We start from the raw sequence: 14417 nt of genomic DNA, 5'->3' as shown, positions 1-14417 counted from the left end.
GTGGACCAAGCCGCGCAAGACCTGCAAACCGACAAGGGCCACCGGCGCAATGCCTGGATCTGGGGCGCCCTGCTGCTGTCGGGCCTGGCCTGGGGTGGCTGGTCGCTGGCCCGCCACGGCCCCAAGGCCGGCGAGCTGCAGCTGTCGGCCTGGCTCGATGGCCGCGCGGGCACGGCGCTGAACAAGGGCCTGCGCCTGCCCGCCCAGTCTTCGCTGGAGACGGGCCAGGCCGCGCTGCGCTATCGCCTGCTGGGCGATACGGGCGCGCAGGTGGCCCTGGGCTGCCCGCAGTGGATGTTCTACCGCGACGGCCTGCGGCCCCAGCCCGGGGTAGGCGCCGCGCCCTTCGAGGCGCGCCAGCGCCTGCTGCGCCACTGGACACGGCAGTTGCAGGACAAGGGCATTGCCACCCTGGTGGTGGCCGTGCCCGACAAGTCGCGCATCGAGGCCGACCACCTGTGCGGCCTGCCCGTGGCCCCCGTGATGCTGCAGCGCCTGGACCTGTGGCAGCAGCGCCTGCAGGCCGACGGCATTGCCTTTGCCGACCTGCGCCCCGCCCTGCAGGCCCAGGAACAGACGCAGCCCGTGTTCTTTCGCACCGACGTGCACATGAACGCCGAGGGCGCACGCGCCGCCGCCCTGGCCGTGGCCCGGGCCGCGCTGCCACTGCTGGGCGGGCAGCGCGGCAGCCAGGCATTCGAGGAGTCTGCACCCGGGCCGCTGCAGCCCTTGCCCGGCGACCTGCTGGCCCTGGCCGGCCTGGCCGACGCACCGGCAGGCTGGCGCCCGCAGCGCGACGAAATACGCCCCCAGGCCATCACCCCCGTGCGCGGCGGCGGCCTGCTGGACGAGACGCCGCCCGTGCAGGTGCTGCTGGCCGGCAGCTCCAACGGCCTGCGCAGCAATTTCGCGCCACAGCTGGGCCGCGCGCTGGGCCATGAAGTCTGGAACCTCAGCATGGATGGCGGCCAGTTCAGCGGCGCCATGGTGTCCGCCCTCAAGCGCCGCGCCTCCTGGCCGGCCAGCCTGCGGCTGGTGATCTGGGAGTTCTCGGAAAACACCTTGTCCCTGCCCCTGACGGACGATGAAAAAGCGGCGCTCAAGGAGCTGGACGCCGCCTCCCCGCCTGCGTGAAACCGCCCGCTACATGCTGTTCAACTCCTATCTTTTCCTGCTGCTGTTCCTGCCCATCGCGCTGGCGGGCCACTACCTGGCCGGCGCCATCAGCCTGCGGCTGGCCGCGTTCTGGCTGTGCCTGACGTCCTTCGTCTTCTATGGCTGGTGGAACCCGCAGTTCGTCGCCCTGCTGGCCCTGTCCATTGCGTTCAACTACGTGGTGAGCCGGCTGATCCTGCGCTTTGCCGGCCATGCGCGGCTGCAGGGGCTGGTGACTGCGCTGGGCGTGGGCGCGGACCTGGCGGCACTGTTCCACTACAAGTACTTCGCCACGCTGTTCAACTTCCTGGGCGAATGGGGGCTGACGCAGGGCGGCATGCACGAGCTGATCCTGCCCCTGGGCATCTCGTTCTTCACCTTCACCCAGATCGGCTACCTGCTGGACTGCCGCTCGGGCATCGTCAAGGAACGCAGCCTGCTCAGCTACGTGCTGTTCGTCACCTTCTTCCCGCACCTGATTGCCGGGCCCATCCTGCACCACAAGGAAATGATGCCGCAGTTCGCGCAGCCGGATAACTACCGGTTCCGCGCGGACAACCTGTCCATCGGGGGCACGCTGTTCGTGATCGGCCTGGCCAAGAAGGTGCTGCTGGCCGACGAGATCGCACCCTATGCGGACGCCGGCTTCGCCGCGCCCGGCGAGCTGCAGTTCTGGGCCGCCTGGGGCGCCAGCCTCAGCTACGCGCTGCAGCTGTACTTCGACTTCTCGGGCTATTCGGACATGGCCCTGGGCCTGGCGCGCATGTTCGGCATCCGTTTCCCGCTGAACTTCAACTCGCCCTACAAGGCCGGCAGCATCATCGACTTCTGGGCGCGCTGGCACATGACGCTGACGCGTTACCTCACGGCCTACCTGTACTACCCCGTGGCCATGGCCATCTCGCGCGCACGCGAAAAGCGCGGCCTGTCCGTGGGCTCCAGCGCCGCGCGCACGCCGGGCGGCTTTGCGGCCACCATCGTCGTGCCCACGCTGTTCACCATGGGGCTGGCGGGCATCTGGCACGGCGCCGGCCTGCAGTACGTGATCTTCGGCCTGCTGCATGCCTTCTACCTGTCGGTCAACCATGCCTGGCGCATCTTCGTGGTCAGCCGCAAGCCGGCCGCCGCCCGCAAATCGGGCCGGGGCGTGCAGGCGCTGTGCGTTGTCATCACCTTCATCGCCGTGCTCATCGCCCAGACCTTCTTCCGCGCCCACGGCGTGGGCGACGCCATGCTGCTGCTCAAGGGCATGGCCGGCCTGCGCGGCGTGGAGGCGCTGGAGTCGCTGTCCCACGTCCAGGGACTGGCACTGGGCGATGCCATCCGCCTGGCCATAGGCCACCATATGCAGCTGGCCCTGGTGCTGCTGCTGCTGGCCATTGCCTGGTTCACGCCCAATGCCCACCAGATCCTGGGCCGCTTCTCGCCCGCCATGTTCAAGGTGCAGGAGGCGCCCCGGGCCTGGATGCGCTGGCGCCCCAGCGCGGGCTGGACGGCCGTGACCCTGGTCCTGCTCTTCCTGTGCCTGGTCAACCTGCACAAGGAAACCCGCTTCCTGTATTTCCAGTTCTGAAACGCCTGTTGGAGAAAAAAGCATGTCCCACAATGACATCGAAACCAAGATTGCCCAGATCATCGGAGCCATCATCCTGACCTCGGTCGAGCCCGATACGCTGCTGCTCGAATCGGGCCTGGTGGACTCGCTGTCCGCCGTGGACGTGGCCCTGGCCATCGAGAAGGAATTCGGCGTCAAGATACCGCCATCGGAGATCGACCTGCACCTGGAGTCCGTGCAAACGCTGGCGCAGTACGTGGCCGAGCAGCGCAAGGCGTGATGAGACGCCGGCACTGTCGGCCCGGCCTGCGCAGCCATCCCCATCCATCCACCGCCGCAAGGAGCCCGCATGCGATTCAGTTTTGACCGCTTCGACTTCATCGAGCCCGACGCCGGCACGCAGCGGCCGGCCGTCATCGATGCCGCCGGCACTCTGGACTGGCAGCAACTGGCCCAGGCCGTGGCGCAATGGGAGCAGCAGGCGCTGGCGCGCGGCGCTCGCCGCGACGAGCCGCTGCTGATCACGGGGCACAAGGAGACGGCCTTTCTCGTGGCCATCCTCGGCTGCCTGCGCCTGGGCGTGCCCTTTGTCCCCGTGGACGTGATCAACCCGGCCGAGCGCATGGCGCGCATCGCCACCCTCGTGCAGGCCGGCCTACGCTACGACGCGCAGGCCCGCAGCTTTGTGGACACCGGCATCGCCGCGCAGCCGCTGCAGGAAAAATCGCTGGCCTACATCATGTTCACCTCGGGCAGCACGGGCGATCCCAAGGGCGTGCAGATCGGGCGCGAGAGCATGGGCCTGTTCGCCGGCTGGATACGCGACTGCCTGGCCCTGGGCGAGGCGCCGGTGTTCATGGACCAGATGCTGTTCAGCTTCGACTTTTCGCTGTTCAACTGGATGGGCGCCCTGGTCACGGGCGGTGCCTGCGTGCTGTGCGCGCGCGAGACCATTGCCGACCGCCAGGCCTTTGCCGCCTACCTGGCGCGCACCCATGTGAACGTCTGGGCATCCACGCCCTCCTTCGTGCGCCAGCAGCTGCTGGATGCCGACTTCGACCAGCAGCACCTGCCCGACCTGCGCGTCTTCGTCTTCGGCGCCGAATCGCTCACGCCCACCGTGGCCGAGGCGCTGTGGAGCCGCTTTCCCCAGGCGCGCATCATCAACTCCTACGGCCCCACCGAAGCCACCTGCTCCACCACCTGGGTGGAGATCGACCCCGCGCTGCGCCAGCGCGCGCCGCTGCCCTTTCCCATCGGCCGGGCCAAGCCCTATGCCGACGTCTTCCTGGACGAAGGCGAGATCTGCGTGGCCGGCGACCATGTGATGCGCGGCTACCTCAACCGCCCCGACCTGCACGCCACACGCATGTTCATGCGCAACGGCAAGCGCGGCTACCGCACGGGCGACCTGGGCGAGATCGACGGCGAGGGCCTGGTCACCTTCCACGGCCGGCGCGACGACCAGATCAAGATGCACGGCTACCGCATCGAGCTGGCCGAGGTCGATGCCGTGCTGGCCACCCTGCCTGGCGTGCGCGCAGGCGCGGCGGTGGCACTCAAGCGGCCCGACGGCTTCATCGTGCGCATGATCGGCTTCGTGGACCTGGACCGCAGCGGCCCGCCCGGCATGCACCCCCTGCCCGAAGACCTGGCCGGATGGCGCGAACTGCTGGCCCAGCGCGTGCCGCCCTACATGATTCCGTCGGAACTGCTGGCCTGCCATGGCTTTCCGCTGACCCAGACCGACAAGGCCGACCGCAAGCAACTGGAGCGCATGTACCTTGACTCGCGCATGCGCCCCGCCCAATGAAACAAGGATCTGCAGGCATGACTTCCGTTTTTTCCGCTGTGAGGCGCCAAGCACTGTTCACCCTGGCCGGGCTGACGGCCCTGTCCTGCCTGCCTGCAGCGCATGCCGAAGGCACGCTGGCCCAGCTGTACGCCGCGCGCCCCCCCGCAGGCTCGTCCTTCGTGCGCGTGGTCCACCCCGACGCGAGCAGCCTGCGCGTGAAGATCGCCGACGGCCCCGAGCAGACGCTGTCCGGCAGCAAGCCGGCCAGCAGCTACGCCATCGTCAAGGGCGACACGCCCTTTGCCATCCAGCTGGACGGCAAGAGCGCCGGCAGCATGAAGGTGGCGCCGGGCAGCTTCACCACCCTGGTGCCGCAGCGCCAGGGCAAGAACGCGGCCACGCGCTTCACGGCCATCGACGACTCCGGCGGCAGCCAGGACGCGCTCAAGGCCGAGCTGCGTTTCTACAACCTCACCACGGACTGCCCCCAGGGCAGCCTGCAGGTCGCGCCCGCGGGCACGCCCCTGTTCACCGGCGTGGCGCCGGCCGCATCGGCCAGCCGCTCCATCAACCCGGTCAGCGCCCAGCTCAGTGCCAGCTGCGCCAAGGCCGTCAGCGCGCCGCTGGCACTGCCCCAGCTGCAGCCGGGCGACCACTACAGCCTGTTCATGACGGGTACGGCCGCCGCACCCGTGCTGCGCGGCCAGGCCAGCGCCACCGACACCTACCGCCCCTGACCCAGCCCAAGGAGACCGACACAGACATGCGCACCCGCTCCGTATTGCGTGAAGACCACCTGCTGTTCAAGGAACAGGTGGACCGATTCGTGGCCACCGAGATCCTGCCCCACATCAATGACTGGGAGGCAGAGGGCATCACGCCGCGCGCCCTGTGGCGCAAGGCCGGCGACAGCGGCCTGCTCAATTGCGACCTGCCCCCGCCCTACGGCCAGGGCGGGGACTTCGGCCACGCGGCCGTGGTCATCGAGGCGCTGGCACGTGCCAACTGCCTGGGCATCGGCTTTTCCATCCACTCCGACATGGTGGCGCCCTATCTCTGGAACTTCGGCACGCAGGTGCAGAAGGACCGCTGGCTGCCGCGCATGGCCACGGGCGAGCTGATCGGCGCCATCGCGCTGACCGAGCCCGGCGCGGGCAGCGACCTCAAGGCCGTGCGCACGCGCGCCCGCCGCAAGAGCGAGAGTGAAGGCGGCGGCTACGTGCTCAACGGCCAGAAGACCTTCATCACCAACGGCGTCAACGCCGGCCTGATGGTGGTGCTGGCAAGCACCGAGCCCGACCTGGGAGCGCGCGGCCTGTCGCTGTTCGTGGTGGAAGAAGGCATGAAGGGCCTGGGCAAGGGCCCGGCGCTGCGCAAGATAGGCCAGCACAGCCAGGACACCTGCGAGCTGTTCTTCGACGAGCTGCACCTGCCGGCCGACCACCTGCTGGGGCGCGAGAACGCAGCCTTCGAGCATGTGACCCAGGAGCTGGCGCAGGAGCGGCTGGCGATCGCGCTGCGTGCGGCGGCCTCCACCGAAGGCATGCTGGACGAGGCTGCCGAGTTCGTGCGCAACCGCAAGGTCTTCGGGCGCCGCGTGCTCGACTACCAGAACACCCGCTTCAAGTTCGCCGACGCCCTGGCCAGGACCACCATGCTGCGCGTCTTCCTGGACGACTGCCTGGCCCAGCACCTGGAAGGCTCGCTGGACTCCGTCACCGCCGCCATGGCCAAGCTCAACGCCACCGAGCTGCAGGGCCAGGTGCTGGACGAGCTGCTGCAGCTGCACGGCGGCTACGGCTACATGGCGGAATACGGCATCGGCCGTGCCTGGGCCGATGCAAGGGCACTGCGCATCTTCGGCGGAAGCAGCGAGATCCTGCGAGAGATCATCGCCAAGCGCTTCTGACCCGGCCGCCTGCCGCTCAGCGCGCGGCGGATTTCCACCCGCGCAGCAGTTGCCGGGCTTCGGGCGTGTCGTTCAGCACCCAGGGATCGATGGCGAAGGCAACGACGCGCTGGGCGCCGTAGTCGCGGGCCACGTCCCATTGGCGACGCACGCGCTCGAAGCTGGCCGTGCGCGCCTGGAAGTCCGAGCCATCGGGCCGCGCGGGCGGCAGTTGCTCGAACAGCTCCACGATGAGATCGAACGGCGCCCTGCGCTCGAGCAGCATCTGCTGCAGCGGCGCCAGCGCCTCGTAGTTGCCCAGGCCCGCCACGCCCACGCCGTCCTGCACCATGGGGCGCAGGGACACGCGGTCCAGCAGGATGCTCCACAGCGTGGGCAGGCTGCCCAGGGTCTGCAGCTGGCTGAAATAGGTGGAGATGCCGGGCACCTGGCCGGATGTGGCCGCTGCCGCCTGGGCCAGCGGTTGCAGCGCGCTCACCAGCAGCTCGATGCGCTCGGGCGCGGCCCAGTGGTACTGCTCCAGCTCGTAGGGGATGTACCAGCCGCGAAAGGCCGCATGGCGCGGCCAGGTGCTGGCGTACATGTGGCTGGCGCCCAGCTCGGCGATATGCGCAAGGTAAGGCGCAGGGCCTGCGGCGTTGTCAAGGCTGATCTGCTTCCACCAGCGCTCGTCATAGGGCAGGCCCAGGTGCACGCCCATGCCCAGTTCGGTGCAGATGTCCAGCAGGTCGGCGATCTGCGCGTCGGCCAGCATCCAGCTGTCCGCCTCGGTATCGCCCAGCAGGCCGCTCCATTGCACGAACAGCTCGCGGCAGCCCAGCGCCTGGGTGGCGGCCAGGCGCTGGCGCCATTGGTCGCGCGGCATCTCCAGATGGCTGCGCCACGGCTGCAGGAAACTGCCCGACACGGGCGCCGAGGCCGCGCAACCGACCAGCGAGGCACAGGCGGCGGCCACGCCGGCGCCGAGGAATTCGCGTCTGGACAAATGCATGTTGGGGACGGCCGCAAGGCTGCGTGAAGGCAAGCGCCAAGAATACAGCCAAGCGGCACCGCCCCGCCCCAAGGGGGCCGGCCCAGCGGGGGTTGACCCGGCCGGGCTGAGGGTTGATGCGCGGCGAAGGCGGCTTCAGAACGAGTGCACGACGCCCGCGTAAAGCCCCTGCTGGCCGGAGCCGGGCAGCGGCTTGCCGCTGTTGGCCTCCACCGAGAACGAGGCTGTGCCCCCGTTGGAGAGGGTGCCGACCGTGCCATACAGCATGGTGCGCCGGGAAAGATGGTAGTTGGCCCCCAGGCTCAGCAGGCTGGCGCCGCCGCCACTGCGGTTGGCGCGGTAGGCGCCGCCCACCAGCACCAGCGCCGGCGTGGCCTGGTAGTTGGCGCCCATCCAGTAGGTCTGCTGCCTGCGGGCGCCTGCCGGGTTGTCGGCGTCGGCCACCGTCAGGAGGCCTGACCGGATCTGGCTGTAGCCCGTGAACAGCTTCAGGCCGCCCACGCGGTAGGTTGCGCCCACCGTGTACAGGCGCGATGCCGTGTAGAGCGAACTGAACGCGCCGTTGCCGTCGCGGATTTCTTCGTAGAAGGCCTTGAGCACCAGCGGCCCCTGCTCATAGCCCACGCTGGCGGCGGCCTGGCGCCAGGCCCGGGAACGGCCCGCCTCCCCGTTCAGCCCCAGCTGGGTGCGAAACGAGAGCCCGCCCCAGGCCGGCGACTGGTAGCTGATGGCATTGGGGCGCGACCCCCAGGTCCGGTTGCCCTGCAGCGTGCCCGCGCCCATGGCCTGCAGGCCCATGGGGTCCAGCGCCCAGACCTCGCCGTCCGGAATGCCCATGGCCCGGCCCAGCAGCAGCGTGCCGTATGTCTGGCTTCGCAGGCCGACCACCGCATAGCGGCTGAAGAAGCTGTCGCCCACCGTGCCGTCGTCGGCGGAGAACTGGCTTTCGAGATGGAAGACGGCGCTCAGGCCGCCACCCAGGTCCTCGGCCCCGCGCAGCCCCCACCAGGTCGCGCCCCATTGCCCGGCGTGCCGGAGTTGATCGGAAGACCGGCCCGGCCCCTCGGCAATGCGGTTCATATAGTCGACACCGCTGACGATGCGCCCATACAGCGTGACGCTGCCTTGCGCCGCGGCCAGACTGGCTGCGCCGGCCAGCGCCGCAGCGCACAGGCAAGGTACGGTGGCCCGGGCCGCAGGGCCCCGCAGGGCGTGGTGGATTGCAGATGTCATGACGTTGTCCTCCCTTGGTTTTCATGCCTCGATGCCGGATGGCCTCAGGCGCCCAGCCGCTCCACGAGCGCGCGCAGCGTCTCGTAGCCCTTTTTCGCGTATGCGTAGCCGGGCGCGATGGCGGGGTCCTGCTCGGCCTCGACCACGAGCCAGCCCTGGTAGCCGGCATCCCTGAGCGTGCGCAGCACCGCCTCGAAGTCGAGCGCGCCGTCACCCGGCACCGTGAAGATGCCGTTGACCACGCCCTGCAGAAAGCTCCAGTCGCCCTGGCGCGCCTGGGCAATCACCTGGGGACGCACATCCTTGCAATGCACATGCGCCACGCGCGCCACATGTTTTTTCAGCAGCGCCGCCGGATCGGCCGCGCCGCCGTAGTAGGCATGGCCGGTATCGAACAGCAGGAAGACCTTGCGCGGATCGGTCAGCGCCATCAGGCGGTCCACATCCTGCGGGGATTCCACCTGGGCGCCCATGTGGTGGTGATAGGCCAGCCGGATGCCGTAACACTCCAGCAGGTGCGCGCCAAAGGCATCCAGCCGCCACGCATAGCGCTGCCAGGCCGCATCGTCGGCAAAGCGCGGGCGCCGGGACACAGGCGTGCCCATCTGCCCCTGGACCGTGCCCGCGCATTCGCCATAGACCACCACGTCGACGCCGTTGTGGCGCAGCCTGTCCATGTGGGGCTTGCAGCGCTCGGCCTCGGCGGCAAGGGCCTGGTCGTCGCTGCCCGCATCGGCCTGCGCCAGAAAGCCCGAGTACCAGCCGGAGACGCAGGCCAGCCCGTACGCGTCGAGCCTGGCCTTGAGCGCGGGGCCGGTTTTCGGAAACTTGTTGCCCAGCTCGAAACCCGCGTAGCCGATCTCGGCGCCCTCCTTCAGTGCCGTGTCCAGCGGCGTATCGCCCCCCAGCGAAGGGAGGTCGTCGTTCATCCAGGACAGGGGATTGATACCGATGCGAACCTTCCAGTTCATGCGAGTCCTCCTTGGGGCAGATAGGCGCTTAGACAGTTAGGCAGATGGGCAGATGGGCAGAAATCGGGCGGGGCGACGGTGGCGCGGCGTCAGCGCCGCTGGCCTGCCTTGTGGTGCAGGTACTCGCGCCGCGCGCCCTGGACCTCGGGGCGGCCCGAGACCTCGGGCACGGCAACCTCCCACCAGGCGCCGCCGTCGGCCGTGGTGCGGTGGTGGGTGGTGTCTATCACCAGCACCTGGCTGCGGCGGGACGCCCGCGCACGCAGCATTTCGCGGCGCAGTTCCTGCACACCGCCCACGTGGACGGCCTCGGCCCCCATCGCAGCGGCATGGCGGGCGAAATCGATGGACGAGCGCTCGCCCCCCTCGGGCACGCAGTCATCGAGCATGTTGTTGAAGCTGGCGCCGCCGCAGCGGATCTGCAGCCGCTCTATGCAGCCGTAGCCACGGTTGTCCAGTACCACGACGATGATCTTGCGGCCCAGCAGCACCGAGGTGGCCAGCTCGGCGTTGAGCATCATGTAGGAGCCATCACCCACGAGCACGATGACCTCGCGCTCGGGCCGCGCCAGCTTCACGCCCAGGCCGCCCGCGATCTCGTAGCCCATGCAGGAATAGGCATAGTCCACGTGGTAGTTGCCCGGCAGGCCGCTGCGCCACAGCTTGTGCAGCTCGGCCGGCAGCGTGCCGGCCGCGCAGACCACGATGTCGCTGCAGGCGCTGTCCAGCCCGGCGTCGGCGGCCGATTCGCGCACGGCGCCTATCACCTCGGCGTCATAGGGCAGCTCGCCCTTGGGCACGTGCAAAGTCAGCGCCGCCACGCGCTCTGCCCAGGCTGCGGCCCGGGCGCAACTGTCGGCCGTCCACTGCGGATCGGCGCGCCAGCCGGCCAATCCCGCGCCAAGCTGGGCCAGGCCAACACGCGCATCGGCCACCAGCGGCTGGCCGCGTTTCCTGGCGGCATCCAGGGGCTGCACGTTCAGGCCCAGCACCCTGGCATGGCCGTACAGCGCATGCGAGCCGCTGGTGAAATCCTGCTGCCGCGTGCCGACGGCCAGCAGCACATCGCACTGCCGGGCCGCGTGGTTGGCGGCGGGCGAGCCCGTGACGCCCATGGCGCCCAGGTTGAGCGGGTGGTCCCAGGCCAGGCTGCCCTTGCCGGCCTGCGACTCGGCCACCGGCACGCCATGCGTTTCGGCAAACACGCGCAAGGCCTCCCAGGCCTGGCTGTACAGCACGCCGCCGCCCGCCACGATCAGCGGCCTTTTGGCGGAGGCCAGCAAGGCCACGGCCTCGGCCAGCCCGGCAGCGTCGGCCGGCTGGCGGCGCAGGCGAATCAGCGGCGGGTGGAAGAAATCCATGGGCCAGTCGAAGGCCTGGGTCTGCACATCCTGCGGCAGCGCAAGGCAGGCGGGGCCGCACTGGGCCGGGTCGGTCATGACCTGGATGGCACGCGGCAAGGCCACCAGCAATTGCTCGGGCTGCATGATGCGGTCGAAGTAGCGCGTGACCGGGCGCAAACAGTCGTTGGCGCTCAGATCGCCCTGCTCGAAGCTCTCCACCTGCTGCAGAACGGGATCGGGCAGGCGCGAGGCAAAGATGTCCCCGGGCAGCAGCAGCAGCGGCAGGCGCGCCACATGCGCCAGCGCGGCGGAGGTCACCAGGTTGGTGGCGCCGGGGCCGATGCTGGAGGTCACGGCCATCATGCGCTGGCGGAAATGGGTCTTGGCAAAGGCCACGGCCGCATGGGCCATGCCCTGTTCGCTGTGGGCGCGAAAGGTGGGCAGCCTGTGCCTTTCGGCATGCAGGGCCTCGCCCAGCCCGGCCACGTTGCCATGCCCAAAGATGGCGAACACGCCGCCGCAATAGGGCTGGATGGAGGTGCTGCCGTCCGGCTGCACGACCTCGGCCCGCAAGGCCGCCAGGTAGCGGACCAGCGCCTGGCTGACGGTCAATCTCACAGTGCTTGTCATGGCTTGCCTTGTCTCCGATGTCCGCCGTTCAGAACATGGTCGAAAGATTAAAACTATTGGAAATTATTTTCCTTAGGTGTAATCACTTAGAAATTAATTTCCAAAATTTCACGGCACGGAACTACAGTTCTCCTCACGGTCCGGTGCAATCCGGTGTGTGGCGAGTCCATGCGGGGCCTGCATGCGCCCCGCTGCCGCTCAGGAACAAGGAGACGAGGGATGAGTAAAAGACACCTGCTGGCTGCCATTGCCGCAGCCCTTCTGGTCGCCCTGCCGTTGCATGGCCAGGCTCAGGCTCAGCCACGGGCAGCGCAGGCCCAGGCCCCGGTGCAGCCCCTCAGGATCGGCGTGGCGATGGCGCTGTTTGACGACACGGGCCTGACCATCCTGCGCAACGGCATCGTCGATGCAGCGAAAAAGCACGGAGCCGGCGTGCAGATCGAGGACGCCAGCAACGACGTGGGCAAGCAGCTGAGCCAGATCCAGAACATGATTGCCCAGCGGGCCGACGCCATCATCGTCAACCCGGTCGATACCGACGCCACGCCCAAGATCACCCGCATGGTGAGCGCCGCCCGGATTCCGCTGGTCTACGTGAACCGCCAGCCCGTGGATTTCGACAAGCTGCCCGCAGGCACTGCCGTGGTCGCGTCCGATGAAAAGCTGTCGGGCACGCTGCAGGCCCGCCAGGTCTGCAAGCTGCTGGGCGGCCGGGGCGACCTGCTGGTGCTGATGGGCGAGCTGTCCAACGACTCGGCGCGCGTGCGCACCCGCGACATCGAGGAAGTGCTGGCGACCCGCGAGTGCGCAGGCATGAAGATCCTGGACAAGCGCGAAGGCAAATGGAGCCGCACGCAGGGCCAGGACATCACCATGAACTGGCTGAGTTCGGGCATGAAGTTCGACGCCATCCTCGCCAACAACGACGAGATGGCGATAGGCGCCATCAACGCGCTGAAGTCGGCCAGGAAATGGACGCCCGACATGATCGTGGCCGGCATAGACGCCACGCCGGACGGGCTGGCGTCCATGAAGAACGGCGACCTCAAGGTCTCCGTCTTCCAGAACCTGGCGGGCCAGGGCGCCAATGCCGTCGATGCCGCCCTGCGCCTGGCCGGCAAGCAGGCCGTGGAGCGCTTCGTGAACGTGCCCTTCGAACTGGTCACGCCCGAGAACATGGACCAGTACGCCAGGCCTTGAGCCGGCCTCGCCTGGTCCGCGTCGCCCCGTCACCCCCGCCACCTCTTCACAACCTGTCCTCCAAGGAGTGCCCATGCCCACCGTCTCGCCGGGCAGGCCGCAGGCCGCCCCCTGGCCTGCAGCTTCCCCATCCCCTGCTGGCGACTGGCTTCTGGAAGTGCGTGGCGTGGGCAAGTCGTTTCCCGGCGTCGTGGCACTGGCCGATGTGCAGCTGCGCGTGCGCAGCGCCAGCGTGCATGCGCTGATGGGCGAGAACGGCGCCGGCAAATCCACGCTGATGAAGATCATTGCCGGCATGCATGCGCCCGACCAGGGCGAGATCCGCCTCAGGGGCAGGCCCGTCACGCTGCACGGCCCGCTGGATGCGCTGCAGCAGGGCATTGCCATGATCCACCAGGAGCTGAACCTCATGCCCGGCATGAGCGTGGCCGAGAACATCTGGATTGGCCGCGAGCCGCTCAACCGCCTCGGCCTGGTCGACCACCGCCAGCTGCGCCAGCGCACGCAGGCGCTGTTCGACCGGCTGGCCATCGGCATCGATCCCGGGGCCGAGGTGCGCACGCTGACCGTGGCCAGCCGCCAGATGGTGGAGATCGCCAAGGCCGTGTCCTTCGACTCCGAGGTGCTGATCATGGACGAGCCCACCTCCGCGCTCACCGACAGGGAGGTGGAGCACCTGTTTCGGATCATCGGCCACCTGCGCAGCCAGGGCAAAGGCATCGTCTACATCACGCACAAGATGAACGAGCTGTTCGAGATCGCCGACGAGTTCTCGGTGTTCCGTGATGGCCGCTACATAGGCACGCATGCGGCCGCCGACGTCACGCGCGACGACATCATCCGCATGATGGTGGGGCGCGAGATCACACAGATGTTCCCCAAGCAGGACGTGGCCCTGGGCGACGTGGTGCTGTCCGTGGACGGGCTGGGCGTGCAGGGCGTGTTCAGCGGTCTGTGCTTCGAGCTGCGCGCCGGGGAAATCCTGGGCGTGGCCGGCCTCGTGGGCTCCGGGCGCTCCAATCTGGCCGAGGCACTGTTCGGCGTGGTGCCCGCCACCAGCGGCGAGATCCGCATCGACGGCCGGCCGGTGAAGATCGACTCGCCCGCGCAGGCCATGCGGCACGGCATGGCCTTTCTCACCGAGGACCGCAAGGACACCGGCTGCTTCACGGGCCTGGACCTGCAGGCCAACATGGAGATGGCGGTGCTGAGCAGCCGCCATGTGAAGTGCGGCTTCGTCGAGCGGGCTGCGCTGCGCCGCGACTGCGAGCACATGGCGCGCACGCTGCGCATCAAGTCGCCCGGCCTGCATGAACAGATACAGAACCTGTCGGGCGGCAACCAGCAAAAGCTGCTGATCGGCCGCTGGCTGCTGACGCGGCCCCGCATCCTCATCCTCGACGAGCCCACGCGCGGCATCGATGTCGGCGCCAAGGCCGAGATCCACCGCCTTGTCGGCACGCTGGCCGCCGAGGGCGCGGCCGTGCTGATGATTTCCTCGGAGATGCCCGAAGTGCTGGGCATGAGCGACCGCATCCTGGTCATGCATGAGGGACGCATGACGGGCATCGTCGAGCGCAGGGACGCCGACCAGGTACGGATCATGGAACTGGCTTCCCGCTGAGCCGGGGACCC

The 14417-nt window shown here is 68.7% G+C and carries 12 protein-coding genes; 8 read left to right on the top strand and 4 right to left on the bottom strand.

Annotated features, from left to right (window positions below; translation table 11 throughout):
• From AC5I49_RS08115 to AC5I49_RS08090, 6 genes are all read left to right on the top strand, one after another.
• Entirely contained in the window at positions 1-1134 is a 1134-nt protein-coding gene (locus AC5I49_RS08115; RefSeq protein WP_154834665.1) for an alginate O-acetyltransferase AlgX-related protein, read from the top strand.
• A gap of 13 nt (positions 1135-1147) precedes the next feature.
• Positions 1148-2728: an MBOAT family O-acyltransferase gene (locus tag AC5I49_RS08110; RefSeq protein WP_016452417.1), complete on the top strand. Its 1581-nt coding sequence runs from the start codon at positions 1148-1150 to the stop codon at positions 2726-2728.
• A gap of 22 nt (positions 2729-2750) precedes the next feature.
• On the top strand, positions 2751-2990 hold the full coding sequence (locus tag AC5I49_RS08105) for an acyl carrier protein (protein ID WP_016449889.1): 240 nt from the start codon (positions 2751-2753) through the stop codon (positions 2988-2990).
• Between the two features lie 69 nt (positions 2991-3059).
• Entirely contained in the window at positions 3060-4523 is a 1464-nt protein-coding gene (locus AC5I49_RS08100) for an AMP-binding protein (RefSeq protein WP_016452418.1), read from the top strand.
• 17 nt (positions 4524-4540) lie between these two features.
• Complete coding sequence (locus tag AC5I49_RS08095) at positions 4541-5242, top strand: alginate O-acetyltransferase AlgF (protein WP_495789152.1); 702 nt, start codon at positions 4541-4543, stop codon at positions 5240-5242.
• A gap of 26 nt (positions 5243-5268) precedes the next feature.
• Positions 5269-6414, top strand: coding sequence for an acyl-CoA dehydrogenase family protein (locus AC5I49_RS08090; RefSeq protein ID WP_047327189.1), 1146 nt, complete (start codon positions 5269-5271; stop codon positions 6412-6414).
• 16 nt (positions 6415-6430) lie between these two features.
• Here the strand turns inward: AC5I49_RS08090 and AC5I49_RS08085 are convergent, their stop codons facing one another.
• The 4 genes from AC5I49_RS08085 to iolD all read right to left on the bottom strand — a co-directional run bounded on the left by AC5I49_RS08085 (position 6431) and on the right by iolD (position 11582).
• Positions 6431-7405, bottom strand: a complete 975-nt coding sequence (locus tag AC5I49_RS08085; protein ID WP_016449893.1) for a DUF4434 domain-containing protein — start codon at positions 7403-7405, stop codon at positions 6431-6433.
• Between the two features lie 135 nt (positions 7406-7540).
• A complete protein-coding gene (locus tag AC5I49_RS08080) occupies positions 7541-8638 on the bottom strand; it encodes a porin (protein WP_392406777.1) in 1098 nt (365 codons plus the stop codon).
• Positions 8639-8682: 44 nt separating this feature from the next.
• The gene (gene iolE, locus AC5I49_RS08075; RefSeq protein ID WP_074923389.1) at positions 8683-9609 is read right to left on the bottom strand and encodes a myo-inosose-2 dehydratase; all 927 of its coding nucleotides are present in this window, start codon (positions 9607-9609) and stop codon (positions 8683-8685) included.
• An 89-nt stretch (positions 9610-9698) separates the two neighbouring features.
• Positions 9699-11582 carry a 3D-(3,5/4)-trihydroxycyclohexane-1,2-dione acylhydrolase (decyclizing) gene (gene iolD / locus AC5I49_RS08070; protein ID WP_495789151.1) on the bottom strand — a complete coding sequence of 628 codons (1884 nt, stop codon included), beginning with the start codon at positions 11580-11582 and terminating at the stop codon, positions 9699-9701.
• 219 nt (positions 11583-11801) lie between these two features.
• Between iolD and AC5I49_RS08065 the strand changes: the two genes are divergently transcribed.
• A complete protein-coding gene (locus AC5I49_RS08065) occupies positions 11802-12782 on the top strand; it encodes a sugar ABC transporter substrate-binding protein (protein WP_310038587.1) in 981 nt (326 codons plus the stop codon).
• A 73-nt stretch (positions 12783-12855) separates the two neighbouring features.
• Entirely contained in the window at positions 12856-14406 is a 1551-nt protein-coding gene (locus AC5I49_RS08060) for a sugar ABC transporter ATP-binding protein (RefSeq protein WP_034364969.1), read from the top strand.
• The last annotated feature ends 11 nt before the right edge of the window (positions 14407-14417 follow it).

Source organism: Delftia sp., from assembly GCF_059499305.1.
This window is presented reverse-complemented; position numbering and strand designations above follow the sequence as displayed.